Annotated in this window: 38 protein-coding genes; 2 read left to right on the forward strand and 36 right to left on the reverse strand. The window is 67.2% G+C overall.

What is annotated here, in order from left to right; translation table 11 throughout:
• Positions 1-247 precede the first annotated feature (247 nt).
• The 26 genes from GGR88_RS14520 to GGR88_RS14645 all read right to left on the reverse strand — a co-directional run bounded on the left by GGR88_RS14520 (position 248) and on the right by GGR88_RS14645 (position 17,640).
• The gene (locus tag GGR88_RS14520; RefSeq protein ID WP_024310589.1) at positions 248-724 is read right to left on the reverse strand and encodes a DUF736 domain-containing protein; all 477 of its coding nucleotides are present in this window, start codon (positions 722-724) and stop codon (positions 248-250) included.
• 187 nt (positions 725-911) lie between these two features.
• Positions 912-1,370, reverse strand: coding sequence for a hypothetical protein (locus tag GGR88_RS14525; protein WP_052192542.1), 459 nt, complete (start codon positions 1,368-1,370; stop codon positions 912-914).
• Positions 1,371-1,691: 321 nt separating this feature from the next.
• On the reverse strand, positions 1,692-2,213 hold the full coding sequence (locus tag GGR88_RS14530) for a DUF736 domain-containing protein (RefSeq protein WP_167956381.1): 522 nt from the start codon (positions 2,211-2,213) through the stop codon (positions 1,692-1,694).
• Between the two features lie 165 nt (positions 2,214-2,378).
• A complete protein-coding gene (locus GGR88_RS14535) occupies positions 2,379-2,906 on the reverse strand; it encodes a hypothetical protein (RefSeq protein ID WP_033967159.1) in 528 nt (175 codons plus the stop codon).
• Between the two features lie 113 nt (positions 2,907-3,019).
• The gene (locus GGR88_RS14540; RefSeq protein ID WP_167956383.1) at positions 3,020-3,538 is read right to left on the reverse strand and encodes a hypothetical protein; all 519 of its coding nucleotides are present in this window, start codon (positions 3,536-3,538) and stop codon (positions 3,020-3,022) included.
• A 22-nt stretch (positions 3,539-3,560) separates the two neighbouring features.
• Positions 3,561-3,752 (reverse strand): hypothetical protein, encoded by a 192-nt coding sequence (locus tag GGR88_RS14545; RefSeq protein ID WP_010409107.1) that lies wholly within the window; start codon positions 3,750-3,752, stop codon positions 3,561-3,563.
• Positions 3,753-3,916: 164 nt separating this feature from the next.
• The gene (locus tag GGR88_RS14550; protein ID WP_010409103.1) at positions 3,917-4,111 is read right to left on the reverse strand and encodes a hypothetical protein; all 195 of its coding nucleotides are present in this window, start codon (positions 4,109-4,111) and stop codon (positions 3,917-3,919) included.
• On the reverse strand, positions 4,108-4,656 hold the full coding sequence (locus tag GGR88_RS14555) for a hypothetical protein (protein ID WP_010409101.1): 549 nt from the start codon (positions 4,654-4,656) through the stop codon (positions 4,108-4,110). Before GGR88_RS14555 ends, GGR88_RS14550 begins: the two co-directional genes overlap by 4 nt.
• A gap of 22 nt (positions 4,657-4,678) precedes the next feature.
• Positions 4,679-5,800: a phosphoadenosine phosphosulfate reductase domain-containing protein gene (locus GGR88_RS14560; RefSeq protein WP_010409098.1), complete on the reverse strand. Its 1,122-nt coding sequence runs from the start codon at positions 5,798-5,800 to the stop codon at positions 4,679-4,681.
• Positions 5,801-5,806: 6 nt separating this feature from the next.
• Positions 5,807-6,523 carry a hypothetical protein gene (locus tag GGR88_RS14565; protein WP_010409095.1) on the reverse strand — a complete coding sequence of 239 codons (717 nt, stop codon included), beginning with the start codon at positions 6,521-6,523 and terminating at the stop codon, positions 5,807-5,809.
• 44 nt (positions 6,524-6,567) lie between these two features.
• A complete protein-coding gene (locus GGR88_RS14570; protein ID WP_010409093.1) occupies positions 6,568-7,077 on the reverse strand; it encodes a hypothetical protein in 510 nt (169 codons plus the stop codon).
• Between the two features lie 64 nt (positions 7,078-7,141).
• Positions 7,142-7,456, reverse strand: coding sequence for a hypothetical protein (locus GGR88_RS14575; RefSeq protein ID WP_010409090.1), 315 nt, complete (start codon positions 7,454-7,456; stop codon positions 7,142-7,144).
• Positions 7,457-7,472: 16 nt separating this feature from the next.
• Positions 7,473-7,766, reverse strand: a complete 294-nt coding sequence (locus GGR88_RS14580; RefSeq protein ID WP_010409087.1) for a hypothetical protein — start codon at positions 7,764-7,766, stop codon at positions 7,473-7,475.
• A 77-nt stretch (positions 7,767-7,843) separates the two neighbouring features.
• Positions 7,844-8,650, reverse strand: a complete 807-nt coding sequence (locus GGR88_RS14585; protein ID WP_010409084.1) for a Mom family adenine methylcarbamoylation protein — start codon at positions 8,648-8,650, stop codon at positions 7,844-7,846.
• A gap of 11 nt (positions 8,651-8,661) precedes the next feature.
• The gene (locus GGR88_RS14590; RefSeq protein WP_024310660.1) at positions 8,662-9,666 is read right to left on the reverse strand and encodes a deazapurine DNA modification protein DpdA family protein; all 1,005 of its coding nucleotides are present in this window, start codon (positions 9,664-9,666) and stop codon (positions 8,662-8,664) included.
• 50 nt (positions 9,667-9,716) lie between these two features.
• Complete coding sequence (locus tag GGR88_RS14595) at positions 9,717-10,076, reverse strand: DUF3768 domain-containing protein (protein WP_010409079.1); 360 nt, start codon at positions 10,074-10,076, stop codon at positions 9,717-9,719.
• Between the two features lie 43 nt (positions 10,077-10,119).
• Entirely contained in the window at positions 10,120-11,085 is a 966-nt protein-coding gene (locus tag GGR88_RS14600) for a hypothetical protein (RefSeq protein ID WP_126014907.1), read from the reverse strand.
• Positions 11,082-11,276, reverse strand: coding sequence for a hypothetical protein (locus GGR88_RS14605; protein WP_024310657.1), 195 nt, complete (start codon positions 11,274-11,276; stop codon positions 11,082-11,084). Before GGR88_RS14605 ends, GGR88_RS14600 begins: the two co-directional genes overlap by 4 nt.
• A gap of 1 nt (position 11,277) precedes the next feature.
• The gene (locus GGR88_RS14610) at positions 11,278-12,975 is read right to left on the reverse strand and encodes an ATP-binding protein (protein WP_126014909.1); all 1,698 of its coding nucleotides are present in this window, start codon (positions 12,973-12,975) and stop codon (positions 11,278-11,280) included.
• A gap of 93 nt (positions 12,976-13,068) precedes the next feature.
• On the reverse strand, positions 13,069-13,254 hold the full coding sequence (locus tag GGR88_RS14615) for a hypothetical protein (RefSeq protein ID WP_024310655.1): 186 nt from the start codon (positions 13,252-13,254) through the stop codon (positions 13,069-13,071).
• On the reverse strand, positions 13,251-14,525 hold the full coding sequence (locus GGR88_RS14620; RefSeq protein ID WP_024310654.1) for a hypothetical protein: 1,275 nt from the start codon (positions 14,523-14,525) through the stop codon (positions 13,251-13,253). Before GGR88_RS14620 ends, GGR88_RS14615 begins: the two co-directional genes overlap by 4 nt.
• Positions 14,522-15,727 carry a helicase HerA domain-containing protein gene (locus tag GGR88_RS14625; protein WP_167956391.1) on the reverse strand — a complete coding sequence of 402 codons (1,206 nt, stop codon included), beginning with the start codon at positions 15,725-15,727 and terminating at the stop codon, positions 14,522-14,524. The genes GGR88_RS14620 and GGR88_RS14625 overlap by 4 nt, the downstream gene beginning before the upstream one ends.
• Positions 15,728-15,743: 16 nt before the next feature.
• A complete protein-coding gene (locus GGR88_RS14630; RefSeq protein ID WP_167956393.1) occupies positions 15,744-16,298 on the reverse strand; it encodes a hypothetical protein in 555 nt (184 codons plus the stop codon).
• Positions 16,299-16,311: 13 nt separating this feature from the next.
• On the reverse strand, positions 16,312-16,980 hold the full coding sequence (locus GGR88_RS14635; RefSeq protein ID WP_164523912.1) for a DUF7007 domain-containing protein: 669 nt from the start codon (positions 16,978-16,980) through the stop codon (positions 16,312-16,314).
• A 94-nt stretch (positions 16,981-17,074) separates the two neighbouring features.
• The gene (locus GGR88_RS14640; RefSeq protein ID WP_051163864.1) at positions 17,075-17,446 is read right to left on the reverse strand and encodes an antibiotic biosynthesis monooxygenase; all 372 of its coding nucleotides are present in this window, start codon (positions 17,444-17,446) and stop codon (positions 17,075-17,077) included.
• 5 nt (positions 17,447-17,451) lie between these two features.
• Entirely contained in the window at positions 17,452-17,640 is a 189-nt protein-coding gene (locus GGR88_RS14645; protein ID WP_024310650.1) for a hypothetical protein, read from the reverse strand.
• A 132-nt stretch (positions 17,641-17,772) separates the two neighbouring features.
• Between GGR88_RS14645 and GGR88_RS14650 the strand changes: the two genes are divergently transcribed.
• Positions 17,773-17,955, forward strand: a complete 183-nt coding sequence (locus GGR88_RS14650) for a CsbD family protein (RefSeq protein WP_024310649.1) — start codon at positions 17,773-17,775, stop codon at positions 17,953-17,955.
• 60 nt (positions 17,956-18,015) lie between these two features.
• On the opposite strand, the gene GGR88_RS14655 is transcribed toward GGR88_RS14650, so the two are convergent.
• A complete protein-coding gene (locus GGR88_RS14655; protein ID WP_167956395.1) occupies positions 18,016-19,323 on the reverse strand; it encodes a hypothetical protein in 1,308 nt (435 codons plus the stop codon).
• Between the two features lie 75 nt (positions 19,324-19,398).
• Here GGR88_RS14655 and GGR88_RS14660 point away from each other — a divergent pair, with 75 nt between their 5' ends.
• On the forward strand, positions 19,399-19,923 hold the full coding sequence (locus GGR88_RS14660) for a hypothetical protein (RefSeq protein ID WP_167956397.1): 525 nt from the start codon (positions 19,399-19,401) through the stop codon (positions 19,921-19,923).
• Between the two features lie 63 nt (positions 19,924-19,986).
• Here GGR88_RS14660 and GGR88_RS14665 read toward each other — a convergent pair whose 3' ends face one another.
• The 9 genes from GGR88_RS14665 to GGR88_RS14705 all read right to left on the reverse strand — a co-directional run bounded on the left by GGR88_RS14665 (position 19,987) and on the right by GGR88_RS14705 (position 26,351).
• Positions 19,987-20,505, reverse strand: coding sequence for a thermonuclease family protein (locus tag GGR88_RS14665; protein WP_010408925.1), 519 nt, complete (start codon positions 20,503-20,505; stop codon positions 19,987-19,989).
• Entirely contained in the window at positions 20,502-20,747 is a 246-nt protein-coding gene (locus GGR88_RS14670) for a hypothetical protein (RefSeq protein ID WP_167956367.1), read from the reverse strand. Before GGR88_RS14670 ends, GGR88_RS14665 begins: the two co-directional genes overlap by 4 nt.
• On the reverse strand, positions 20,744-21,367 hold the full coding sequence (locus tag GGR88_RS14675; protein ID WP_010408917.1) for a DUF6927 domain-containing protein: 624 nt from the start codon (positions 21,365-21,367) through the stop codon (positions 20,744-20,746). The genes GGR88_RS14670 and GGR88_RS14675 overlap by 4 nt, the downstream gene beginning before the upstream one ends.
• Before the next feature lie 37 nt (positions 21,368-21,404).
• Complete coding sequence (locus GGR88_RS14680; protein ID WP_010408914.1) at positions 21,405-22,049, reverse strand: hypothetical protein; 645 nt, start codon at positions 22,047-22,049, stop codon at positions 21,405-21,407.
• Between the two features lie 51 nt (positions 22,050-22,100).
• Complete coding sequence (locus tag GGR88_RS14685; RefSeq protein WP_024310640.1) at positions 22,101-22,292, reverse strand: hypothetical protein; 192 nt, start codon at positions 22,290-22,292, stop codon at positions 22,101-22,103.
• An 84-nt stretch (positions 22,293-22,376) separates the two neighbouring features.
• On the reverse strand, positions 22,377-22,691 hold the full coding sequence (locus tag GGR88_RS14690; protein WP_010408907.1) for a DUF7673 family protein: 315 nt from the start codon (positions 22,689-22,691) through the stop codon (positions 22,377-22,379).
• A gap of 40 nt (positions 22,692-22,731) precedes the next feature.
• Positions 22,732-23,223, reverse strand: coding sequence for a hypothetical protein (locus GGR88_RS14695; protein ID WP_016510938.1), 492 nt, complete (start codon positions 23,221-23,223; stop codon positions 22,732-22,734).
• Between the two features lie 15 nt (positions 23,224-23,238).
• Positions 23,239-24,177: an ArdC family protein gene (locus GGR88_RS14700; protein ID WP_062126480.1), complete on the reverse strand. Its 939-nt coding sequence runs from the start codon at positions 24,175-24,177 to the stop codon at positions 23,239-23,241.
• Positions 24,178-24,302: 125 nt separating this feature from the next.
• Positions 24,303-26,351, reverse strand: coding sequence for a ParB/RepB/Spo0J family partition protein (locus GGR88_RS14705; protein WP_037447387.1), 2,049 nt, complete (start codon positions 26,349-26,351; stop codon positions 24,303-24,305).
• Between the last annotated feature and the right edge of the window lie 134 nt (positions 26,352-26,485).

Here is a 26,485-nt window from a genome sequence, read left to right on the forward strand (position 1 = left end):
CGCGGCCGGGGATCGATTAAGCCCTGCGTCCCTCCAGGATGGGACCCTCATCTGGTCCTGCCAATGTTGTAACGGCCATCTTTCTGTTACATGGGAATCCGTATCTTCCGTAAAACGGAAGACAATCCGTACACCACGGACCGCGCGGCTGCAACAGGCACTAACGGCAACAGGGACCGCTTCGGCGATGAAGCGATCCCCGTCGAGGTGGCGATACGGGCGACGCGTCAGCGCCGCCCGATGCCGGTCAGACCCTCTCGTCGACCGGCGCGGTGCTGGCACCCAGCCCGTCTCCGGTGTCATCGCCTGCGCCCGAGGTCGCCACGTCACGGCCATCGGCGGTGAAAGGCAGCGCGGGTTCGCCATCGTCCGCCTTGACCCCGAGCGCGGCACCGACGTCGCGGCGCTTCTGGGCGCGCTGCCACACGACGTTGTACGAGCCGTCGTCCTGGCGGAAGGCCGAGACCTGGAGCGGCGCGGCGAGCGACGGATCGTCGATGCGGCCGTTGAGGAACGCCTCGCCGGTGTTGTTGGAGGTGAGTTCGAAGAACGCGCCGACCTGCACCCACGTCCGGCCCGGGGTGAGCGCATGGATCTCGTAGCGCGGGGCGCGCGGATTGGACGACTGGACCGGCTTCAGCGCGATCGTCATCGCGACCGCGAGGGTGGAAATGCGGCCCATGAAGATGCCCGCGTCGTTCTGCTTGATCTGACCGATGTTCATGACGTGTCTCCTGATGTCGTGCTGGACCCCATGTCCTCGACACCGATCTTCAATCCTCCTCCCCTCCCCGGCCCTTCGGCCGGGCAGGGCGCGATGAGCGCCCCTCACCGACCGCGTTCTTCACGCGGACGGTGGTGCGTGCGGGACGCGGATCGGGCTAGGTCAGGAGGATGCGCCGATGGCGCTGTTAGCTATCGGTCTCAGGCTTTCCCGGGACGATGGAGAGCGCAGGCGGTTTGAAGCCACCCAACCGGAAGTGCTCACCGATCGCGGCGAGGTCACCTAGAGCATTGTATTCCTGAAGCGTCAGCACGACGCTTTCGTTGTCGTCGGCCGAGAATATCGCGCGCGGACCATGACCTGGCCAGACCCGAACCTCGGGCGAGAACGACCCGGGCGAGCCTCCCGACCACGTCCTGAACGGAAGGTCGTTGGTGCAGCAGAAGTCCTCGATATCCTCGATATTGCCGTTCTGGACCTCGTGAGCATGGAGGCGCAGGGGTTCGCCGGATGTAACGGATTCAAGCGGTTCTCCCCCCCATTCGGTCGAGAGGCCGTAGAAATCGGCGAGTTTGTACAGTTCGGGCAGTCGATCGGCGGGAAGTTTCCCCCCGATCGTAATGGAGACGGAGACGCGGTCGGCCATGTCGGGACCTCGTGATGAAGTGGACGTGCCGGTCCCGCGAGCGGTGTCATCACCATTCGCCCGGCTATCCATTCATCACCCCCTTCCCTTGAGCGTGGCCCAGGTTCGAACTGCGATATCCTGTGCTTATACGGCGATAAAGCGAAGGAATAGCTAAATTATCGATCCGATACGGTGTTGAATCGGGACTGGAGCCCATGAAGCAAAAAAAGGGCGACGCCGTGTGCCGGCGTCGCCCCGAGTTTCGGCGTGCGGGAGCGAAAGGGGGCGCGCCCGTGCGCCATGCGGTGCCGTGAGGGAGTGCACGGCACCGGGGGTGGATCAGGCGTCCTCGGCGACGCGCTGGCGGCGACCGCGGCCCTTGCCGATCGGCTCCTCGACCGGGGCGGTGGTTTCGCCCAGGCCGTTGTCGGTGGTGCCCGCATCGTGATCGGGGCCGTTGCCGACCGGGCCGCCATCGGCGCCGAACGGCGGCGACAGATCGTCATCCGCCTTGACGCCGAGCGCGGCACCGACATCGCGGCGCTTCTGGGCGCGCTGCCACACGACGTTGTACGAGCCGTCGTCCTGGCGGAAGGCCGAGACCTGCAGCGGCGCGGCGAGCGACGGATCGTCGATGCGGCCGTTCAGGAACGCCTCGCCGGTGTTGTTCGAGGTGAGTTCGAAGAACGCCCCGACCTGCACCCACGTCCGGCCCGGGGTGAGCGCGTGGATCTCGTAGCGCGGCGCGCGCGGGTTGGACGACTGGACCGGCTTGAGCGCGATCGTCATCGCGACGGCGAGGGTGGAAATGCGGCCCATGAAAATGCCCGCGTCGTTCTGCTTGATCTGACCGATGTTCATGACGTGTCTCCTGTGATGTCGTGCTGGACCCCATGTCCTCGACACCGATCTTCAATCCTCCTCCCCTCCCCGGCCCTTCGGCCGGGCAGGGCGCGATGAGCGCCCCTCACCGACCGCGTCTTCACGCGGACGGTGGATCGTGCGGCAGGCGGACGATGTCGGTGCTCAGTGGGCGAGCTGGTCGGTGAGCGCGGTGCCGATATCGGCGTGCGCCGCGGCGAGCGCGCCGATCGCGCGGCTGACGACGTCGGTCGCCTCGTCGCTCGGATCGATGCACCAGCATTTGCCGGCGTGGCGGATGTCGATCAGCCGGTCGGACTTGTTGTCGATCCCGAACGTGTAGCCTTGACGCTGGTCGAAGCCGGCGACGGTGACGTCGGTCGTTTTGGCCTTGATCGTGACGACGGGCGCGACCGCGGGGGTCAGCAGCACGGTATCGCGCGGCGTTTGGGCCTGTGGCACGAGCGCGGGTGCGGGCGGCTTGCCGAGCGTCGGCATCTTCGGGATCGGCACGAGGCCGTTCACCGCGTCCTGCGCCATGTCGGCCGCCATTGCGGTCGCCATGAAGATGGCGGTGCGCGCGAGATCCTGGGCGATGGCTTCGCGGTGCGGCTCGGTCAGCGTCGGCAGGAGGTGGCAGAGTTTGGTGTCGAGCGCGAAGGCGACGGGCTCGGCGTTGGGATCGATGCACATGATCGTGACCTTTCGGCAAAATGCCCGGACCCCATGTCCAGGATGCCGACCCGGTCCCTCTCTCCTTCCGGCGCAGCCGGTGCCGGCATCGTCGCGAGGCGATGCCGTGCCGTTCAGCGAGGCGGTCGCGGATGTCGCATGAGGCGCTTCCGGGCGGCCGACAGATGATCGATCGAGCGTTGCAGGAAGAAGGCGTGCGCGCTGTCGGATTCGAGTGTCCCCAACCGGCGTTCGAGCGCCGTGATACGGTGGTCGATCGCATCGATCGTCAGCATGATATCGTCGAACGAGAGCGCGACGACGGTCTGCGGATAGGGATAGGGCAGCGCCGGCGCGACGAAGGCGAGGAAATGGGGCTGCACGGGCAAATGGTGCAGGAGGGCGGTCGCGACCGCGCGGCGGATCTGGGAGGCGCCGTGGACGAGTTCTGCTAGCAGCACGTCCATCGCCATCGGGCGGACGATGCGCAGTGCGCCGGGGTCGAGGGTGACGGCGATCGGATCGGTCGAGGCGAGACCGATGACGCCCTCCGACAGGATGGCGAGAACGTCGCCTTCCTCGATGCAGGGACCGTCATCGAGACAGGCGTCATGCGCGGCTTCGCTGGTGTCGAAATAATGGACGCGATACATGGGCTGGTCCCTTTCTGCTGGGTCAGGAATATTCCGGGCGACGTGCGGGAAACCGCGTGGGCGGGAGGCCGGAGAAGCTGAAGGCGCGGAAGCGTCCGCCGGTGTAGGCGGCCGAATCCACCGGCGGGCGATGCCGCTGCAGGCGCTCGAGCAGCCGGTTGGCGCGGCGCATCGCCGCGATCGCGGCCTCGTCGTGGTAATGGAGGGCGATCACGCGGACGAAGGTGCCGGTGTCGTACCACCATCCCCCTTCTCGGGGCCGCCCCAGGCACGGTCGATTTCGTAGAAGGCGAGGATGCTGCGCATTGGGTCGGCTCCGGTTGTCACCGGGTCGGATGATCCTCCCGGTTCATAACAGCCGGTCCCCCTTCCCCTTCCTCAGACGTCCGGTGCTTCGTCGGGACGCTGGTGGCGCAGCGCACGCGCGAGCGCCCGCTTGCGGGCGGTCGCCGCGGCGCGCGACGGATAGGCGCCCGAGAGGCGAGAGGGGTGTGACAAGCTGTTGTCGAACACGACCCAGCCCGTTGCGGTATGGGCGACGTGCATCCCGTCGCTGCGCGAGGGGGTGGTCATGACGGGCGCGCCCGCCTGATCGCGGCCTCGGCGATGAGCTGGCCGGCAAGCGTGTTGCGATGCGACGCGATCCGGCTGTCGGGCGCAGCCACGACTTCGGCCGCGCGGGTCAGCAGAGCCGCGAGGTCGGTGTCCGACATCGGCGCCGGTTTGGTCGCGGATCGCGCGGGTTCTTCCCCAGCCTTGTCGAGCATGAGCACGAGGATCGAGGGCTTGATGTCCTCGTCGAGCGGGCGACTGTCGGCGACGAACCTGCCGCCACGCGTGATCGCGAACGCGTTGAAGGTGGGTGATACCCCGTTATCGGCGTTGGGGATCGTGGTGCCGCGATCGTGGAACTGGATGTCGATGAAACGCGGCGGGCCACCATAAGTCTTTTCGAGAAAGCAGAAGGTCACGCGGCGACCCTCGCTGGTCTTCGCCGTGATCGTGAACGCGCCGTCAGGCACGTCGATGGGCTTGTGCGGCACGTCGTTGTAACCGGCGAAGCCCGCGGCGATCGCGTCGGCGCGCGTCATGACGGGGAGATCGGTGATATCGGGCATGATGAAAGCTCCTTGCTCTGGATCAGGCGGCACGCTTCAGCGCGATCAGGTCGGAAAAGCGGTCTCGCACCGCGCCGGCATTGGGATAGAGATCGGCGAGACCGTGCCGCGAGAGGATCGGTGCGCGGGACGCGGCGATGATGCCGGCCTCCTCGATGGTGGGAATGCGCGGCGGCCAGCCTTTGACGTAGCGCAGGTCGGGCGGCATCGCGGCTTCGAGCCGTCGCCGCTCGGCGGCATCGGCCTTGGCGAGGGAAATCCGGTTCCTCAAATTACCCGGTATGTGACGCGGTGCGACGTCGGCGAGCCAGCGTGCGGGCTGGAACGAGAAGGTTGAGGTCGCCTCGAGGCCGACCAGGTGGAGCAGCGCGGGACGGTTCGCCGGTGCCGAAGCCGATGCCTGGGCGTCGCCGAGCGATTGAAGGACGCAAAAGCGGCACGACAGTCGTGACGACTGGTAACAGGTGTAGGCGACGTGCAGCGGGATGCCGAGCGTATCGTGCGCGGCGAAGACCTGTGGTGTCGTCCAGTGCGCGATCGGGTTCCACAGCATCATCGCGGTGCCGTGCGGATTGCCGGCAGCGGCGTAGCGCGCGTCTGCTTTCCATTCGGGTGTGCGTGACCGAGCGATGCTCTCGTCGCGGCGCAGTCCCAGCACGTTGATGATAGTCTGGCCGCGCAGCAGTCTGGCGAGGTGCGGCCCGATGACATGGGCCTTCATCTCTGAGGTGCAGAAGCGCAGCGCCGAGGATGACCAGGGACCGATCAGATTATAGGTTTCGAGTGCCTCGTAGCGCGCCTTGCCGTTGGCAAAGCGCGTGGCCCAGCGGTCGAACAGGTCGCCGGCGTTGCGCCGGACGATCGTCAGCGGGACGCCGGCGTGGGCCGCGAGATCCTCGACCGTCGCGGGCGTTTCGTCCCATTCGGCACGGCCGAGGTCGGCGTGAATGGCGATACGCCGCTCGCGCGGATGGCCGAGCGCATCGAGGATCAGGTTGACCGCGAACATCGCGGCCGAGCTGTCCTTGCCGCCCGAGAGGTTGAAGACGATCCATGCGCCGCGTTCGACCGCGTCGAGGATGGCGGGCGGCAGGGCGAGGGCCGGAAGGCCGGCGACCAGGCCGCGTCCGATGTCGATGAACATGGCCGTTCAGGCCGCGAGCGGCGCTGGCAGCGCCAGCCACTCGGGTTCGTCGTTGGCGATGACCGGATCGTGTGCGCGGGCCTCGGCTTTCGAGAACACGGTCGCGCTGGCGAGTGCCCCGAAGCCGTCGTCGTTGTTCCAGAAGACGGCGTGGCCGTCCTGGTCGCGCGAGGCGAGCACGAAACCGAAGCGACCCTCGTGACCATGGGTGTCGGGATCGGCTGCGGCGCTGCGCGCGGCGCGATCGAGGATGTCCTGGGTGCTGTGGAACGTCAGCCCCGCGTCGGTAATGATGACGCAGCCGCCTCCGAACTCGCCGGGGCGCAGCCGGTCGCAGTCGGAGATCCATGCGAACCCGCAGGGGAGCGCGGACTTGCAAGCGCGGAAGATGAGCTGGGCGACCTGTTCGACGCCGAATTGATCGCCGCTGAAGAATACGCGCGCGTTCCCGTCTTCGCCTTTCCAGTCGATGTCGATCGCGCAGTCGAGATAAGGGAAATGCCAATCGTCGAATATCTCGAGGAAGCTTTCGAACTTCATCGGCCCCTTCGCCGGGAACACGGCGTGAAACGCGGGATCGAGCGCGTCATATTCGTGGGCGAGGTCGGCATCGTCGCCGTTGGTGTCGAGGATATCGACTGCCTGTTCGGCAATGGTTAGCAACGCCGCGTCGGCGTGGCTCATGGTCAGCGTGAACGCGGCCTTGGTGTAGGTGTTCGCCATGGGAATGCTCCGAAATGATGGGAAATCGCTCTGTGCGGTCGCGCTCAGGCGTCCGCGGCCTCGGCGAGACGCGCGTTGGCGGCCGCGGCCTCGGCGGGGTAAGCCTGCGTGAGATTGCCGTGCAGGACCGCGAAATCCGGGATCGGGAAAAGACCGTTCGGCCCGGGCCGGGTAATCAGCAGCGCGCTGATGACGGCATCGGCCGGATCGGCATGGACGATGGTGGGCGTCTCGCCGTTATACTCGACCGGCGCGGTGAAGCCCGCCTCGCGCCAGGTGGCGAGTCCCTCCTCGACGCGTGTCGCATAGTCGGCGACGGCCTCGTCGAGCTCGTTCTCGATATGGAGGACGAGTTCGACATAGCGACCGAAATCGTGTCGGTTGGACAGGCCGGCGAGGCGGCATCCCGGGGGCGGCGGGCCGTAGCGTGCGATCAGCGCGGACTTGTAGACCGCGATTTCGAGGCGGTTGAGGCTGTCGAAGTTGGGCGACTGGCCGAGTTGCGCGCAATCCTCCTCGGCGGGACCGGCACCGAGATCGATAAAATATGGCATGGGGCTCTCCGTCGATCGTCATTGATCGACGCGCCCCATCCCCCTCCCCTTTCTTGTCGGGTACTCAGTCGCCGAAGAAGCGGCGCTTGATGGCGATCTGCGCCTCGCCATCGGACTGGCCGAGGGTCATCAGCCGGTCGGTCTCGAGCGTGATCGCGAGATCGGCGGGAAGATCGGCCCAGCGTGAGGCGATGGTGACCGCGGCGGCCGCTGTGGTCAGCTCGCCGGGGTGCGCGCCATGCCATGCGACGGTTTCGTCCTCACCCGTGAGATGCGGGTGCGGGCGCAGCACCTGGACGAAGAAGGTGCCAAGCGGGCGGTCCCACCCGATGCTGACGCTGGTGCCGGGTTCGATACCGGGAAACTGGTGGCGGCTCATGGCGATCCTTTCAGGGTCAGTGCAGCGAGATCCACTCGCCGTGCCAGGGGCGCGGGTGCGGGTAGAAGCGAAGAACGCCTGGAACATCGGTTTCGCCGCTGGCGAGGCGTTCTTCCAGCCAGAGGATGTAGAGCGCGGCGTCGGCGAGATCGCCGGCGAGCAGATCGTCGAGCATCGCGGCCTCGCGCGCGGTCTGTTCGTCGAGCGCGGACCAGTCCAGCGCATCGAGGAAACGGTCGCGTCGATCGGTGTAGCGCGCGATGCGGGCAGCGTCGGCCTGGACGCTGGCGATGGCGAGATGGATATCCACGGGCGGTGCTCCTTCCGGCATGTCGGTGACATGCCGCCCGCTCCCGCTCCCCTTCCCTCGCGCCGCTGGCGCGGGGATCATGCCGCGAGGATTTCGCGGATCGCGTCGCTCCGGCGCGGATAGGCAAGCCGGGGCAGATCGCGCGCGGTGCGCCGGGCGTCGCGCGTCAGCTCGAAGCAATAGGTGAATAGCGGGCTTTGCCGGTGCGGGCGGAGCAGATTGTCGGCACGGAGCCGCGCGAGCCAGTCGGCGGGGTGTTCGTGCGCCTCCGGCCTCGGCGCACCGAGCCGCACCAGCTGGTCGATCGCCCCGGCATGGCCGGATTCGAGGTTGCGGATCTTCGACAGCGTTCTCTCCGAGATCGTCTCGCCGGCGATGCGCAGCACCGTCCGCGGCCTCGTGCGGCCGCGATAGGCGCCCGACAGCGCGGCATAGACGACGCCGCAATGGCCGAAGGCGGGATCGGAGAAGCTGACGACAGCGTCGATCCGGGGCTTGGCGAGGCGCAGGAGGCGGAAGGCGCGCGACGTGAAGAAGCTTTCGCCGTTCGCGGCGACCGAGGGCAGGCAGATGAGCCGTTGCAGTACGCAGCCCCGAGCGGGATCGGCATAGCCGGTGTGCCGGGTGATGACCGCGCCGGTCGCCGGCACGCCGAACACGATGAGACCGACCAACGCGGATCTGCCCGGGTCGCCCGGACCGAACAGCCCGCAGGCGAGCTGGGCGGCGGGATAGCGCGGGAGGTAATGATGGTCGGCGAGGAATGCGCGGGCAGTATCATGGGCGACGACATCGACGGCGTAGCGGCGCGGGTCGATCACGCTGTCGCCGGCAACGAACAAGCTGCGCCGGTCGCGCCAGCGCTGGGAGCGGTCGGTGAGCATGGTTACCTCCGTCAGGCCGCGTCGGCGTAGATCTCGGCCGCCCAGGTCTCGATCCATCCGGTGGTGATCTCATCGTGATCGAGATCGCCGCTCTCGATCAGGGCGCGGATCTCGGCGCGAGCCTGCGCGATCGCGCGTTCCCAGGGGTCGGCGGTTGGTGGCGGTGGAGTAGACGCCGCGGCCTCGGGCAGGTGTCGCGGTGTTTCGAGCGTTCGCGCGCATTGCGTGCGATACCAGCGTTCCATGAAGTCGGCGCCGAGCGCGTCGGTCTTGGCGATGCGATGCCTGAGCGCGTGCTGTCGCACGCCTACGCCCCATCCCTGGCTGTCTATCGAGGCGATCCAGCGTGCGAACGGCGTGAGGTACGGCAGGGCATCGCCTTTCACCCCGAAGAGGTGCGCCTTGACGCCGATCGGCAGGATGCGGGTCAGCCGCTCGACGACGGCGATCAGCCCTTCGGGACCGTGGATCGGTCGCCGGCACATGCTGCCGATGCCGACGACGGTGCCGGGCAGGATCAGACCGCCGATCGCGTCGAGTGAACGGACGTAGTCGTCGGGCACGCGGCCCTGCAGCACGGGCATCAGCCGGTCGCGGATGGCCAAGTCGTCGGCGCGGGCAAAGCATTCTCGGTTGGTGGCGGTGGTGCGCGCGATGCGGTCGAGCACTTCCTCGCGGTCGTGGGCAACGCCCTCTTCGCAGCAGTAATCGACCGACGAGATGCGTCGGAACGGCCATGACGCGGCGAGCGCCATGTAATCGGCGATGCTCCAGGGAAGCCCGCCATAGCGGACCATCATGGTGTAACCGGCGGAATCGAGGTCGACGCTGGCGAGCGGTCGCGCGTTGGCGAGCGTTCCGGTGCGCCATCCCGACCACTCGCGCCAGCCATCGGCCTTGCGCCAGCGCGACAGACAATTGGCCGAGATCAGCACCGGTGCTTGCAGCGCGACCGCGCGCTGAAGGATAGGCCCGTTTGCGAGATGCGGCAGGCCGAGGATGATCTCGATCGTCATCGTCTAGCGGCCAGCTAGCTGATAGCTGTCGGCCATTCCGACAATACGCATCACAGATCCTCGCGCAGCATGAGCGTGAGAACACGGCGCGTGATGCTGGCGTCGGCGGGGTCTTCCGATCCCCATTCCAGCGCCACGTCATAATAATCGATACGGAAGTGTATCGTCTCGCCTGACAGCTCGAACTGGCCGCGATCGCGCTCGGGACAGTCGGCGGGGAAAGTGTAGCGGCGCAGCGCCTGCAGGACATGCGCCTGGGCGACGGCTTCCGAGGCGAGCGTGCCGTTCGACAGCGCGCCGAGGCACGCGCGGGTCATGACGATCTTCGCGGTGCGGTCGAACCCCTGGCGGCAACGGTCGTTGAGCCTGGCCACGGCTTCGAGGCGCGTTTCGGTGGCGGTCAAAATCATGTGACGATCCTCCGTTGGGTCGATAGCGATGGTGGCGGGGACTTCAGGCGGCGAGCGCGTCGCTTTGTCCCCGGCCTCGTTCGGGAAAGGCCGCATGGAAGCGGTCGAGCCAGTCGCCCATCGTCGGGCGCTCGCCGAGCGGGATGACCGCCGCGACGTCCTGGAACCGTATGAGGTCGAGTGGCGCATCGCGGATGATGCGGTCGATCTCGTCGGCCGGCAGGAGGTGTTCGTCGCGGATGAAGGCGGTCATCGATCCGGGGCGCGCGCGGGTCGATCTGCGCCACAGGCCCTCGACCGTGTGCAGCCGCGGGGCTGCGCGTGCCTCGACCAGCACGATGAGCCGCAGGCACCATTGCGGGAGGCCGCGGATTTCGTCCGGATGATTGGCGATGCACAGCCAGCACGCCGATTTGGGGGGCACCGGCAGACCCTCGGCCTGGATGCGGGCGACGCAGTCGGGCCGGTCCCATCGCCATTCGCGCAAGGGATATTGGCAGTCGTACAGCGGATCGTCGATCGACAGCGCATGGTTGGCGCGCGCGGTGTCGCGCGGACCGGCGTCATAGCCGATCAGGCGGACGACGCGCTGCCCGCGCGCCCATGCGTCGACCGCTGGTTGCCAGGTCGACAGGAATTTGTCCTGCGGCGCCTTCTTGTATTTGAGGCTGCAACTCGACCCGCCGAGCGACTTGCTCGGCAGCGTGGCGTTGGTCAGGCACATCTCGAGGATGCCGTAATAGGGCGGCCAGTGCTTGAATCGCCTCGGGACATAGCTGACCAGCTCGAACCGGATGCCGCGATCGCGCATCCAGGGCCGGATCACGTCGAGATATTCGTAAGTGGCCGGTTTCTCGACCGAGGTATCGGCGGTCAGCACGAGGTCAGGCGCTTCGCCGCGCGCGTGCTTCTCGATCAGCAGCGCGGTGCTGTCGACGCCGATGCCGTAGGCCAGCACCACTGGTGGCGGCGGCGCCAGCGGCACGACCGGAACTGCCGCGCCGGTCATGGTGCATCCTCCGGTTCGAGATAGGTGTCGTAGGGCGCACCGGCAGACTCGACCCAGCTACCTTCCTCGTCGAGGTTCTCGATCCGTGCGAGCAGCGCCTCCTTCAGCTGGCGCGCGTCGACGTCGTGGCCCTTGTCGTCGTTCGAGACGAGGCTGAAGGCGATCGTATAGGCGTGGTTGTAGCGTGCCATGTCACGCGCCCTCCGCTGCGGCCTCGGGCGCGGCAGGCACCGCGCGGGCCGTTATCGTCACGTCGAGCCTGTCGCGATCGATGACGACGGTGACCGTCCGGTCCTCGGGGACGAGGAAATAATGCCCCGCCAGCTTGTCGCGAATGCGGTTCTCAAGCGCGGCATCGTCGCCTTCGAGCAGGCCGATGATTCGTTCGGCGGCATCGGCCTGGAAGCGCTCGAGCTGCGTATCGTAGCTGTCGGCATCGCTGTCGTCGCTGGCATAGAAGATCGCGTTTTCGAGGATGTCGGCGACGCCGAGCGCGGTGATTTCGCTGCCCCGGCGGACGAAGACGGACGTCTCGTCGACCGAGTTGCACGACCATTGGTCGGGTGCGAAGGCGACATTCGCGTCGGTCGATACCTCGATGAATGCGCCGGCGTGGCTCATCGTCGCCTCGAGCGTGATAGCCTCGACCCAACCGTTTTCCGCCTCGGCGGGCGCTTCGCGGCTGTCGGAGACGATGAAGGTGCGGTCGCCCTGGGTGACGCGGAACCGCATATCCTCGACACGGGCGAGGATATCGTACCAGCCATAGCCCTTGAACGCGTCCTGGGCCTCGACCAGCGGACCACCGAACGGATTATGCTTCGCGATCGCCGCCTGCGCGGGTTGGCCGATCAGCGCATCGAAGTCGGGCATCAGCACCATGCCGGTGTCGGTCACGCGTGCGCCGCTCTCGTAGTTGCGTGAGCTGTCGGCCGCATAGGCGGTCCATGCGAACAGATAGGGCTCGGCTTCGGGTAGTGCGATACCGAGCGAGCGCGCCTCGCGCCAGTCATGCGCCGACAGCCGGTGCGTCCCCGCGGCCTCGATCGCGCGGTAGATCGCGAGCCGGACCGCATCGCGCAGGGCGGCGATGCCGGTGTTCTCGACCACTTCCTTGCGCGCCGGGAGGACGAGCTGGATTTGCGGCGCGTCGAAGATGTCGACCCGCGCGATCCAGTGGCCGCCCCGGTCGACTTCCTGAACATACGGCAGGTCGCACGGGATGGTCAGCCCGTGGAAGTTGAGGCGTCCGTCGCGCGAGGAATAATGCGAGGGGTGTTTCTGGAACACGCCGATTCGCACGCCGTACCATTCCTCGACATGGACCGCGTCCTTCAGCCAGTCCTCCTGCGGAAGGACCGCGCCGTTCCAGGTCACGGGAACCGGATAATGTTTGGCGGCGCGGGCCACGTCGCGCTCGAGCGTCTTCAGCCACTCGTCGGGCACGCGCACGGTGATCGCGGTGCCGCGCATGATCGGATCGGGTTCGATCGCGATCGGGCGGCTCGTCTCCCACGCCGAGGCCGGGATATGCGCCATCCAGCCCTGGCGGTCGGGTTTCGAGAAGGAGCGGATGATGACGTCGCGGCCTGCGAGGCTGAACACGCCCATGCCGGCGGGATCTTCGGCGCGGCGCGTCTCGTCGGACCAGCCCGAGCGGCCGAGCGTGACGATGCTCACCGGATCGGCGATGCCGTGGCCGTCATCGGTGATGTGCAGGAAGTGCTCGGCGCCGGCGCCGTTCAGCGCGAGCGCGACGCCGGTCGCACCGGCGCGGCGCGCGTTCTGGAGGAGTTCGCAGATGACGTCGAACGCGGTATTGTTGAACAGGCGCGTGACCTTGGCGATCGTCTCGGGGGCGACCGCGGTCGCGATGGTGGCGGGAATCATGGGAGTGCGCTCCTGGAAAAGGGCTCAGGCGTCCGTCACGCCTTCCCTCCCCGCTCCCTCTCTCCTTCATCGGCGCATCGGGCCGAGCCCTGGTCAGCCTGCCTTGCCGTCGCGGAACGCGCCGACCACGGTGCCCGCGTCCCAGTGACCGCTGAGGATACCGCGACGCGGGACCGAGTTGATCGCATAGCGCCGCGCCGCGAGGAGGCGGGCACGCCGGGTGTCGCGGTCGATCGGCGCGCCGGTTGCGATATCGCGGGCGAGGCGAAGCGGCGTCATGGCTTTTCCTCATCGATTGTGCCGGGGATGGCAACATGGTCGGTGACGCCCGTTCCCGAAGGATCGAGCGCGATAATTTCGGCGAGCGTCCAGGGGGCTGCGCGGCGCGGGCGACGCGAGAAGCGAAGCTCGTGCTTTTCGGCATATTTGTGGACCGCTGGATATTTGCGGCCGATCGCTGCCGCAACATCAGGCAGCGCGACGCCGAAGTCGTGCGCGATGCGCAGCGCCCGGATCTCCTCTTCGGTCCATTTCCGGTGATAGCCGTGGACAAGGCCGAGGATGTTCGCGCGCGTGAACAGCGAAGCCTTGGTGCGACCCATCTTCGTCGCCAGGGCGTCCATCGGCATCGTGCCGTAAAGGTCGCGCAGCCTTTCCAGATCATTGTCGCTCCACACCGGCCCGCCCCGGAACCCGTCGCGGTTGGCATGTGTGCCGCGCAACCCGAGATAGTCGGCGCGCCAGCGGATAGAGCATTTCGTGCGGCCGAGCCTGGTCGTGAGCGGGGTCAGGCTTGCCCCGTCGGCATAGGCGCGGATGAGCAGTGTGTCTTCGTCAGGGGTCCAGTTGCGGCCCCATCCCCGGCCATAGCCGAGCTTGCGCAGGTGCGGCCCGAAGCCAGCCTTGGTCCTGCGCGGAAAGCCCTCTGTGGCGAGAATGTCGATGATCGCGATATAACGAAGCCCCTCCCCGGCCAGCGTCAGCGCCCGCGTCGCCTCGGCCTCGGTCCAGTCAGCGGGCTTGTTGGGATGGCGCAAACCGAGCGCGTTGGCACGGGTCGCGGTGCCGGACAGCGGGCGTCCGATCAGCGTGGCGATCTGTGCGATCGGGATCGCCTGCGCGTAGCCGGCGCGCAGCTGGGCATCCTCCCAGTCGCTCCATTTTGGAGGATTTCCTTCGGTCAGCCCGAGCACGCCCGCGCGGGCATAGACGCTGGTGCAGGCGCGGCCGAGATCTCCAGCGAGATCGGCCGTGGGGCGAAGGCCATATTCGCGGGTGAGCCATGCGTCTTCGTCGGTCGACCACGGACGCGACGAATTGCGGCGCAGGCCCAGTTTGGCGATCTTGTCGCGCACGCCGGCGCGGCCGCGACCGAGCGCGGCGACGATGTCGTCGATCGCGGCGTCGTCGCAGAACATGCGTTCGACCGTGGCGATCTCGTCGGGGGTCCAGGCATCGTGCCGGAACGGCATCTCGCGCAGGCGCCCGCACGGCTCGGGCAGCTTCGGACACGCGACCAGCTCGACGATATCGGGCGCGAGGTCGGTCACAGCGACACCACGGCGACGTCGCTCAGCCGCGCGCGCAGCCGTGCATGCAGGCGGCCGATGCGGTCGTCGCCCTTGGGCATGGTGTCGACCGCGGCGATCGCCGACAGGAGGTTGAGCGCGCGGTCGGTGCGCTCGGCGTCGAGCGACAGGTGCCGTGCGAGGTCGCGCGCGGTGCTGGCGTTGGGGGAGATGCGCTTCAGCGCGTCCATGATCGCGGCCGCGTCGGTCGCAGCGGGATCGAGCAGGAACGCGTCGAGCGCGCGCGTGCCCTTGAGGGCGATGGCGGGGCCGTGGTCCGCGACCTCGGCCAGGCCCGCGAGATCGAGCAGCTTCGCCGCCTCGTCGGCATCGACGGACGCGGCGGCACGCAGTTCCGGGGTCTTGCCGAGATGTTCGGTGATGGTGGGATCGATATGCGCCAGCACCGGGGTTGCCGACAGCGCCGGACCCATCGCGAAGAAATCGCCGGGGGCGAGGTTGCGCAGCAGGTCGGCGTCACGCGCGGGAAAGCCGAGCAGGTCGGCCGCGCGCGCGATGTCGCGGTCGAAGACGTTGAGCCCGACCAGCACGTTCTGCAGCTCGGACACGACCGAGGTGGAGAGCTTCGCGAGGCGCTGGGTGGCGATGACGGGGGCGAGACCGCGCTTGCGGCCGCGCGCGCACAGGTCGGTCAGGGTGGCGACGCCGAGCCGGCGGGCATCGGCATCGAGCGCGGAACCGGCGACATGCGGTGCGAGCAGATGGCCCTCGTCGATGCACACCAGCATGGTATGCGCCCAGTCCTCGCGCGGTGCGCCGACCAGGCCGGCAAAGAACGCGGCTGCCTTGATGATCCGCTGGTCGGGATCGAGGTCGGTGAGGTCGATGTGCATCGACAGCCGATGTCGCCGGCTGCGCGTCGCCGCGGCCGTCAGCCCGTCGGCGGTGAGTTCGACCGCGCGGATCGTGGTCGCGCCGATATGGCGGGCGAGGTTCTCGAATTCCCCCTCGGGGTCGACGATCGCAAGCGTCGTATAGTCGAACGCCTCCTCGATGATCCGGCGCAAGGTCCTGCTCTTGCCCGCCCCGGAGCTGCCCTGGATGAGCAGGCGTCCGGCAAGCAGGCGATCGAGGTCGAGGCTGAGCGTGCCGGTCGAATGATGGCCGAGCGGTACGCGATTGTCCGCGGCCTCGGGCGCGCGAATCGGGGTGACACAGGTCATGGCGTGGTCCTCCGGGTCAGGCGGCGTCGGCATCAGGGGGCGCCGGATCGTTGGCTGGGATGGCGGGAGCGTCGGGATCGGGAGCGGGCGCACCATCGAGCGTCCGCCATTCGAGCATGTCGTCGCTTTCGCGCTCGCAGTCCTGGCAGGTGGTGGAATCGTAGGTGCTGAGCAGCACCCAGGCCTGTTCGGGCTCATCCCAGGCCGCGACGGCGTCCTTGGTGACGTTGTCGCTGCCGCAGTCGTCGCACACCGGCTTGACCCGGGAGGCGGCAGGCGAGCACAAGCGATCCCCGGTGCAGATCGACCAGTCACCGTAGAATTTGCCGTCGTAGGGCAAGCAGTCGCCGGCGAGCTGAATGGCGTGTTCGCCGTAGCCGTCGTGGAAATGAATTTCCGTATCCGGGAAGAACTTTTCCAGGACCGCCTTCGCGCCGCGGATCTTCACCTCGCTGCCATAGGTGGTGTGGACATAGTCGAGCGGTCCGATCGCGGGGCCTTCGCAGCCCCAGTCTTCGACGTCCTCGTCGGGCGTGGCGCGGCCGTGGAACAGATAGAGATAGACGCTCATCGTGGCGGTCCTTTCAGGCGCTGGGGAGGAGGTGCGCGAGCGCGCTCGCGTCGACCTGCTTGGAGATCGGTGCGGTGCTCTCGACGCGGACCGCGTCCAGGCTCTCGAACGTCTCGGGCATCTGGCGGCGTTCGTAACGGTCCTTGTCGACGAGACCGTGGATCGGCGCGCCCTCGTGGCGCGCGAAGCCGAGCGCATCGACGCTGACAACGCGGCGGAAGACGCAGCCGACCTTGCCCTCGGGCACCCAGTCCGCCCAGGAACCCGACGCCGAGACACTCTCATACTGGCCGATGATCGCCTGATAGGCGGCGCGGCGGCGAACGACGTGGCTGTCGTGGACCGGCACGTCCTCGCCGGTCAGCGCGGTCCAGCGGTCGGGATGCCAGCAGCGCACCGACCGGCGCGCGTTCTCGACCTGCAGCGCGATGCCGGGGATGGGTAAGCGGCGAAACTCGCTGCCGAAGGCGTAGAGTACCAGCGCGTAATCGACGTCTTCCTCATAAAACGGATCGTCGCGGCGCAGCGCGTCGGGCATCGCGGACTGGCGTTCGTCCGACAGGACATAGCCGCCATGGCTGGGCGTCCACACGCGCCAGATGCCGGGCAGCACCTGGTCGGCGCGATCGGGCGTGTCCCAAGGGGTCGTGTCGGGTCGGGGGCTGGGCTTGAACCGGGTCATCTGTCATCTCCCTCATGGATCTGACAGCTATCCCTCCCCCTCCTCTACCGGGCGAAGAGGCGTCCCGGTCTCCTCGCCGGCGGCCGAGGGCCGTTCAATGCTCGACGACGCGATAGTTGCCGAGGTCCGCCCGGATGCCGAGCGCATCGATCATGGTCGCCGGCTCGAAGCCGCTTTCGCGGTACCGTTCGGCCGCGAGCGATCTGGCACGGTCGAGACAGGCCTGGTCGCGCCACTCGACGATGGTCACGATGTTATAGCCGCCCGGGCCGCTTTCCTGCGTGAGGATGAGGTTCTGGATGCAGCCCTCCATATCGTCGAGAAAGGCATGCGTCTCGGTAAGCTTCGCGACGAAGGCGTCGATGCTGGCGGCAGGGACGGCGAACTTGTCGACCTTGTAGACGGAGCTGGTCAGGCGTTCTCTCCCGGATGCGAAGGATCGGACCGGGGGCACCCGGTCCGGCATGGTGGTCAGGCGGGTTTGCTGCCGGGCGTGCCGCACTTGGCGAACTTGCCTTTGGCATCCTTGCAGCGCGTGGGCTTGGCGGGCTTCTCGGGACATTTGACGAAGCGGCCCTTGGCATCCTTGCAGGGGGCGGCAAGTGCCGGGACACCAGCGAGAAGTGAAAGCGCGGCAGTAGCGGCGACGATTGTGCGCATCTCTAATCTCCTGCCCGGTGATCGGGCTCGAAAGGAGTATCCGGGAGAACAGCGGTACGCCAGCCATTACGGAACCGTGGCTGGTGGGTACTGGTTTTCACCCATCAACATATCGCTCAAACGAGTTCGATCATGGGTGAAGCAACCGACAAGGTGAACGCTGCGGGCAACAAGCTGGCCGGCAACGTCATGGAAGGGATCGGCAAGGCGACCGACAACGCGAGCCTCGAAGCGGAGGGCAAGGCCCAGAAGCTGAAGGGGTCCGCTCAGGACGTAAAGGGCTCGGTCAAGGGCGCGCTCGGCGACAACATCTGACCGCAGATTCCGGTGTGAAGACGAGGGCCGTTTCGGGAAACCGGGGCGGCCGTTTCGGTATCAGCCGATATGAAGCTGATCGAGAACGGCGCTTTCCAGATTATCGCCTTCGAGATCCTCGGCATGGATCGTCACGACGGGCGCGATCTCACGCAGCTTTTCGACCTGGCGCAGCTTCAGCGCCAGCGCATCGGGATTGTCGCCGGTGACGACTTCGAGCGCCGCCTCGATCACCTCGCCGGTGGTGAAGTCCCGCAGGTCCAGGATGAGGTCGGGGCGGACGTCGCCGATCGACGTCGCGATGTCGAACAGGAGGCGCTTGAATCCGACGCCGATGCCGCGCCGGCGAAGCCGGTACTGGAGATCGAGCAGGCCGACGATCGTCTTGCGTTCGGCGAGATTGTGGATCGCGACGAAATTGGCGGGGCGCGCGATCGGCTGCGCATAGGCGCGCAGGCACGCATAGCCCTCGCGCGGGTTGTGCTCGCCGACGACGGCCAGGACCAGATACGGCGGTCCGATGTGGCGCTGGTGGACGCCGATGTGGCGGATGCGGTTCTTGACGATCAGCTCGCGCCCTTCGGCAAGCGTGATGGTCGAGCCGGAGACGTCGATCGCATACAGGAGGAGGAAGGCCTGCGGGGCGTGCTCGCTCGGCCATTTCTTCGCCGCCTCGCGCAGTTTCGCGAATACGATGCCGCGTTCGTAGGGGTCGATGTGGGTGTAGAGATGGCGCGCGAGCGGGATACCCGGTGCGATCTGGACCCGTTCGGCCGCGGCGCGCATCGCCGCGAATTCGCTCGCCATCGACGTGGTGCGCGGCTCGCCGACCTCAAGCGGCTCGACGACGTTGACCTGCGCCATTTCCATCAGCTGCCACAGCAGCCGCGCGAGGCGCGGGATCGCGACGCCGCGGGTGCGATCGTCGGGTTCGCTGTCGTCGGGCAGCTGCGCCAGTTTCTCGGGGGCGAGCCGGTGCGCCGAGAACAGCCCGTCCGGCTCGTTGATCGTGCGCGGGGTGGCGGTCGCTTTCTCGCGGATGCGGGGCGGTGCCTGCTCGCGGAAGAAGGGGCAGTCGACGTCATGCTCGGGGCGACGCTGGCGGATACTGGTAAGGCGTCGCAGGTAATAGGTTTCGGCTTCGGAGAGATAGGCCGGCGAGAGTAGCGGCGGGTCCGTCCCCTCCCCCAGGCAGTCGCAGGCGATCCACTGGTGATGGTCGCGTGCCTTGACCACCATGATGACCGACGCGCGGTGATCGCTGTCCTCGCCTTCGCCGGTATACCAGCGCACCAGCGCCTCGCGCACCACGTCGGGGACGGGCGAGCGGGAGGTTAGACCCCGGGTATCGCGCGGGACGAGCCACATGGTGGTGATGCTACTCCATAATGCTTGCCTTGTCGCCTTTGTTCACGTTACGTTCAATGAACAAAGGAGCTGGCCATGAAGCGTTCGGAATTTATCGGAGAGTTCGACCTCGACGCGGTGCTCACCGAATTGTCGGTCGATCTGGATATTCGCGTCACCCGGCGCATGCTCGCCGGAGCGTGCATCGGCAGCAATCCGGAGGATGCGTATCTCTCGGCGCGCGAGTTGCGGGAATCGCTCGAATGGATTCATGAGGGCGAGAACGAGGGCAAGGTCAAGCTGACCACGATCCTCAGCACCGCGTGCGACGATTTCCAGCGGTGCCTCTATTATTGCGTCGCCGGCAAGGGCGTCGTGACCATGCTCGACGATCTCGTCTGGCTGGAGAAGCTGCTGGAGGCGCGCGGTCGTATCGCCGGGCACATCTACCGCAACAAGCTGCCGGTGAAGCCGCTGGTCAACCCGTATGTCGCGGCCGAGCCGGACGGTCCGCTGGGCCGGTTCGACCCGTCGTTCGCGATCGGCGCGTCCTGGTCGCATGACCCGGGACCCGATTACGATTCCGACGATCGTGGCCCCGGTCCGAAGCTCAAGGGCTGACGACAAAAGAAAAGGCGGTTCGGCAAGGGAGCATGCCGGACCGCCTCTTCCAAGGGGGGGATATCAATAACGCGCCTCGCACGCGAGGCGTTCCCCGCGCCGCCAGCGCGCCGGATCGATGAATTCCCCCGCATAGGCACCGCGACCCGCTGACCGGGCCTGTTCTGCCGCGGCGACATAGCGCGCGGCGCGTTGCGGATCGCCGCGCAGATATTGCGTCGCCGGCACCGCCAGACCCTGCAAAATGAGTTGCTCGCCCAGGTCGTAGCCGTCGACCGTCACGATGGCGATCGGGCGGCCATAGCTGCTCGCGCCGGTCATGCGGATCGTGGCGACACCGCTCTTGAGGATACGCGAGGCGGAATCCTGAGCAAACTTGCCGCATGGATAGCAGGCACCGTCCTTCGAGCACATCTGCTTGCGCTCGAAGGCGTCGGCCCCCGACAGGCGGAAATCGACCGAAACCGTGTCGCCGTCGATCGCCCGCCCCTCGCCGGTGATCGTCGCACCGTCGTGGCCCTGGGGTGCCCCTGCCCCGCAGGCGGCGAGCGCGGCGATGCCGAGGAGCAGCGCGCCCCTCATGCGTAGCGCAATTCGACTTCGACGTTCGGCCCGTCGACGATGACCGGGAGGACGCGGAAGGGTTGCAGCGGATCGCCGGTGCGCACGATCGAGACCTGGCGTGCGCCGGCATCGAACATCCGCATGGCGATGCGCTGGGCATGGACGCGGCTGCAGAGCTGCGACCGCTTCGGGCTGGGTGTGACGGGCGGATACGGGGCGGACATGGCGATGATCCTGACGTGGGGGATGTCGGCGATCAACCGAACACCGTCTTGTGGACGCGAGTTTCGGGCTTGGGCGGCACGAGTGTCCACGCCCATTTGCGAAGGTTACCGATCCGATATTTCGGGTAGCTGTTGCCGGGGATCGCGAGCGAGATCTTGCGGCCGCGCTTGTGGACGATGAACTCGTCTCCCTCATAGCCGTCAACGAAGGTGACCTTGCTCGGCAAGCGGATGTGCATGCCGTGTTCGAGCGGGCGTACCGGGGTCGCGAGCCGCTCGAGGCAGCGTCGGCGCCAGTCGAGCGCACCGGGATCGTCGGTATCGCCGAGCAGCGAGAGGATGCGCTCGGGGCATTCGGCCTCGCAAGGCCCGGCGTGTTCGGTCATATCCTTGTAGGCGAACACGAATCCGTCCTTGGCACGCGGATTCCAGCTGACCAGGCAGACGGCCGCGAAGGCGGGTTCGTCGGTGCCGTCGGTCGACGGCACCACGGCCGCGTACCAGACCTTGTTGCGCAGGCAGGAAGAGGCGATGACGCGCAGCGCCTTGCCCTTCCCGTCGGCATCGCGGTTGTCGTAGGTGAATTGCGCGTCGAGATAGGCTTTGGGGCCTGTGTGCGGGAACATCGACGACAGCGGCATGCTTAGCCAGCCCATGATGGCGGTCCTTTCGCGTGTGTGGACGGGTGATCGATCAGCCGAACAGGCTGACCGGCTCGGCGACCGGCGGTGTGAGCCGCAATTCCTTGCGCAGCCGCACGGCGAACCGCTCGGGCGCGAGCAGGTCGCGGATCGAGGCGTAGCAGTCGCGCTCCCCGAGGTGATCGTGACGACCGCTGACGCGGCGGTAGATGACCTCGCGGTCGGCCATGGTGCCGTGGAGCGATAGCTGCATCCACAGCTCCTCGCCGTGGAGGGTGATCTCGCCGGACCGGGAGGCGTGGCTGCGGTTCGAGCGAAGGTCGTAGTGCGCGGGGTCGAGCCCCAGCGTTTCGGCGAGCCGGCGCAGCGCCTTGCGTCCGTCGCTGTGGAAGCGATCCTTGGCGGCCGCATCGTGCGCGACGCCGCGCACCGCGAGCGTCAGCAGCGCCGGGTGCTGTCGCAGCTCGGCGATACGGTCCATGCAGCGCCGCTTGAGGAGCGCGTCTTCGGACTGCCGCGCGGTGACGCTTGCGAGATGGCGGGCGAGCAGGATGACCGCGGGATCGGTCTCGAAGGCGATGCCGGCGTTGCGGCAGTCGTCGATCGCGCGGGTGATGGCGTGAAGGCTTGCTCCAATCGTGACCAGCGCGCTCGGGTCGAGCGCCTGCTGGTGGCGGAAGGCGACATCGTAGGGCATGAGCGATCTCCCGAGCGCCTCACGCGCTCAGAAATTCGCTCCCCCTCCCCTTCACGATAACCAGTTACGTAATTGCTCCGGTATTTCAGGATCGATGTCCTCGCCCGGTTGCATAGGCCGCAGACCCTGCTCCGCATCGACCGCGGCCTGCAGATGACAGGCGGCAACGGTCGCTCCGTCGTCGGTCGCGTCATAAAGCGCGAGCGCCTGCCGCATTAGCGCGAGCCGTATATTATCGCTCATGCCAGTCTCCCACTACGGTCTGCCGCCATGATTGCGTTCGGGGCAAACGAAAGCAGGCCCATAATGGTTGTAACGGCCGTGGGCTCATCGCAGCCTCCATCGGCCGACAAGGTCGACCATTGCGTCACGATAGCCCCACGCATCGGGATAGATCGCAGGCTCCTGCGCGAGCCAGGCCATGACAATTAGCATGTCCTCGGAAATGATCGCGTCGCAGTTGCTGAGGTGGAGGATGGGGAAGTGGCCGTTGTCGTCACCATTCCACCACGCCAGCAGGAAGTCCGCGACGCGCGCGGCCTGCCCGGTATCGGACGAGGCGACATCCACGAGGCGGCCGATCGCGGCGCCGACCTCGTCGAAGGCGAGTGCGCGGATGAGGGGGCGGCGTTGCGGTTGCATGGTGCGTATCCTGTCCTATCGGGTGGAAGCTGTCATGCGATCAGGATGGGGCGTGCTTCCCGGCCTGGGCGATCATCACGGCGACCGCCTCGTCGAGCGCGGCGTCATCGCCGTTGACCATGCGCGCCGACGGGGTGAGGCGTTGCACGCCGGCGAACACGATGGCGGGTGTCCTGCCCTTGAGCCGATAGCAGAACACCTGGTCGCCCTCGATCGTCACCAGCTTCGTCCGGCATTGCCGGCGCAGCCGCTTCGCCTCCTCGATCCGGGTGATGAGCGCCGCCACCTCGAATTCGAGGCAGTGCGGCATGACGCTGTCGCCGAGCCGCGAGACGGGCCGGTTGGCGGCGAGCCAGGCATCGACCGCCTGTTCGGTGACGCTGCCGACGGCATGGTAATCGTCCGCGGCGCCATGACCGCGGTTCGAGGCGAGGAAGGCGCGCTGCCCATCGATCCAGATCTCGGCCGAGTAGCAGGTCGTTTCCTCGGACAAAGCGTCGACCACCTTCAGCTTGCGCAATTCGATGTGCATGGTGCGATCTCCAGGTCATGCTGCGAGGGCTTCGGGTTGGTCGATCCCGGGCGCGCCACCCGCGGCGGCGTTATGGAGCCAGGTCACCGCCTGCTCGGCTTTCGCCGCGGCCTTGATGATCGCGCTTGAATCGCCCTTCAGGATCTTCAGCCAATGATCGACGTAGCTGGCGTGGTTGTCGTGCAGCTCGCCGGGCAGATTGAGGTCGGCGCACACCAGACACTGGCCGATGCAGGCGACCAGCTCCTCGAACGCATAGGCGTTGTCGCCGAACTTCTTGCCGAACTCGCGGTTGAGGCGCTGCGGCGCGCCCGAATAATGGACATATTCGTGCGCGAGCGTGCTGGCGTAATGATCGTCCGAGCGAAACGCGCCGCGCTGCGGTAGCTGGATATAGTCGCCGATCGGCGAATAGAATGCCTGATCGCCGCCATGCCGCACGGTCGCCGGCAGGCCTCCGAAGAAGGCATCGATCGCGGCGCGGTGCCGGCTCTCGATGCGCGGTTCGGGCGGTGCGGGCACCGGATAATAATACGCCGGGAGACCGTCGATCTGATCGACGTTGAACACCGTGTACGAGCGCAGGAACCGGATATTCTTCGTCGCCGCCTCGCCGGTGACGCGGTCCGCCTCGGTTTTCGAGAAGGTCGAATAATAGACGCTGTGCGCGCCATGCTCGCCGCGCCGTACCTGTCCGCCCAACTCGGTCGCCTGTCGGTAGGTCATCCAGTTGCGGCCAGAGAACCCCTGGGCGTCGCCGATCGCCCAGAGATAGAGCGCGTTGATGCCGGTGTAGGGCGTGCCGCAATGCCGCAGCGGTCGCCCCCCTGCCCCGGTCAGTCCCCAGGGGCGCGACCAGGGCAGGACGCCGGCTTCAAGCTTGGCGATTATGAGGTTGGTGATCTCGGCCGCGACATCGCGGCGTGGCGCAGTCGATTTGCGGTGAAAGGTCATGGGAAAGCTCCCTCGATGCGCGGGCCACGCGTGACGGTCCGCGGGTAAAAAGAAGGCGGCCGCCCCGGTGAGGGACAGCCGCCAAGGTGTGCCCGGGAGACGAACGGGCCGGGGGTATCGGGGGGCTATTCGGCCGCGATCAGCGCCTCGTCGCTGTCGATCCCGGCATCGTCGGCACCGAGATCATCGGTGTCGCCGTAGTCGTCGTCGTCGAAGCCCTCATCGCCGGGCTCGTCGTCGATTGCCTCGTCGGCACCGGCGACCGACACGAGATCGAACCGCATCGCGTCGGGCACCCAGGCCAGCGCCGCGTCCTTGGTCTCCGCCTCGGTGATCGCTTCGCCGGCGAACAGCTTCTCGCAGCTGGTCGAGATCTCGCCCTTCTTCGAGGCCATGTAGCGGGCCGCGAGCGGCGCGCCCCCGACGTTGGTGAGCAGCGCCAGCAGCGTACCCTTCGACACGCGGTCGAAGAAGTTCGCCGAGGTAGGGCGCCACCATTTGGCGGGTTCGATCTCGAGGATCGAGGCGAGCCGCGCATGGAGCGGGTTGGTGGTGACCGAGCTGTAATCGGGCTTGGCCTCGAGCGAGGTCGCCACCACGACCGCGAGCCAGGCCGCCTTGGCGTCGTCGCTGAGCGCGCGGAACGCCTCGAACCGCTCGACCGGGTTCGACCCTTCCGTCCACGACGTGTCGAGACCCTCGCGGGCTTCGGCGATCGCGACCTGCGCCTGCGTGGCGGGCTGATCCTTGGGCATCTGCGGGTCCTGCGGACGCCCTGCCCGAACCGTCGTCCCGTAGCGGCCGTAGCCGTGGCTGGGGTCGGCGAGGCAGAACAGCATATAGTCGAGCGCGAGCCCCGGATCGCCGAGGATCGAGGCGGCGAGGATGTCGCGGCGCTGGACCGCCAGTTCGTCATGGAGCCGCGCGCTGAGCGGCTTGCCGCCAGGAGCGACCGCCTCGGGCGGCAGGTCGGCGGTGCGACGCGACGACGGCGACGACGGCAGCGGCCGATCGTCCCCGGGCAGGCGGATCGGCGTTTCGCTGTAATAGGTCGTGTCGAGCGTCATCTTGCCGTCGCGGCCGAGCGTCAGGAAGACGCCGACCTGGCCCTTGACCTCGTCGGTCAGCTCGGGCGCCTTGTCGTGGATCGCCTGATATTCCTCGCGCAGCCGATCCGATTCCGCATCGAGCGCGGCATAGGTGTCGTCATCGATACCCTCGTCCTCCATATCGCTCTCGATGACCTGCACGCGCTCCTCGATCTTGTCGCAGCGCGTCTGTTCCTCGTCCGTCAGCGGCGCTGCCGGCAGCGTCACGCGGTGGAGGTCGGACGTGATGCCGTAGAGGCTGGTCGTGGCGACGGGGCGCACCCATGCGACGCCCAGTTCCTCGCCGAGCCGCTTGGCCTCGGCCTCCATCAGCGAGGCAGCGAGCGTCTGCGCGAGTTCCGGGTCGGTCCAGCGGTCACCGTCCTCGCTGAACAGTTCGCGCTCGATGCGGCCGCCCGCGGCGACATAGGCATCGGCACCGACCAGGATCGCGATCGGATCCGTCGCCTTCATCGTGTCGTTGGCGATCGCGCGACGGATCTGGTCGGCGTTGACGTAGGACGAGTGACCATACTGCTCGAACACGCGCTCCTGCTTGGCCTTGTCGGCCGTCGAGCCGTAGGCCTTGGCCATCTCGTAGGAGATCTTGCCCGCGGCCAGGGCTTCGAAGATCGGTTCGGCAAGATCGGCGAGGCGCAGCCGTCCCTCGATGAAGCGGCGGGTCTGGCCAAACCGTTTGGCGACCGCGTCGACGTCACCGTCGGTCTTGAGGAAGTGCTGGAACGCGACGCATTCCTCGGCGACGGTCATCTGCTCGCGCTGGAAATTCTCGGTCAGCGACACCTCGCGCAGGTCCGCCTCGTCGCCGGTGATGATCTTGACCGGCACGTCATAGTCGGCGGCAACGATCTCGCCGGCTTCGGCCAGCATCATCGCACCGAGATAGCGGCGATCGCCGGCGATTATCTCGAACATGCCCTTCGGGCGGGCGGCGGTCACCAGCAGGTTCTGCATGATGCCGCGAGCGCGGATGCTGGCGGCCATCGCCTCGATATTCTTGGGCGGGGTGGTGCGCACGTTCTTCTCGGAACGCTTCAGCTTCGCGAGTTTGACGGTCTGGGTCATCTATCGTCTCCATGAGCGGGAAAGTGTCCGGTGCACGGGTGTTTCCCCCGACCCGGACACCCTCCCCGCTCCTTCTCCCCTCTCGTTTCCCGCTTGGGCGGGAGGGCGACTGGGGCTCGCCGACAAGCGGCTAC

Source organism: Sphingomonas jejuensis (assembly GCF_011927695.1).
Lineage (GTDB): Bacteria > Pseudomonadota > Alphaproteobacteria > Sphingomonadales > Sphingomonadaceae > Sphingomonas_K > Sphingomonas_K jejuensis.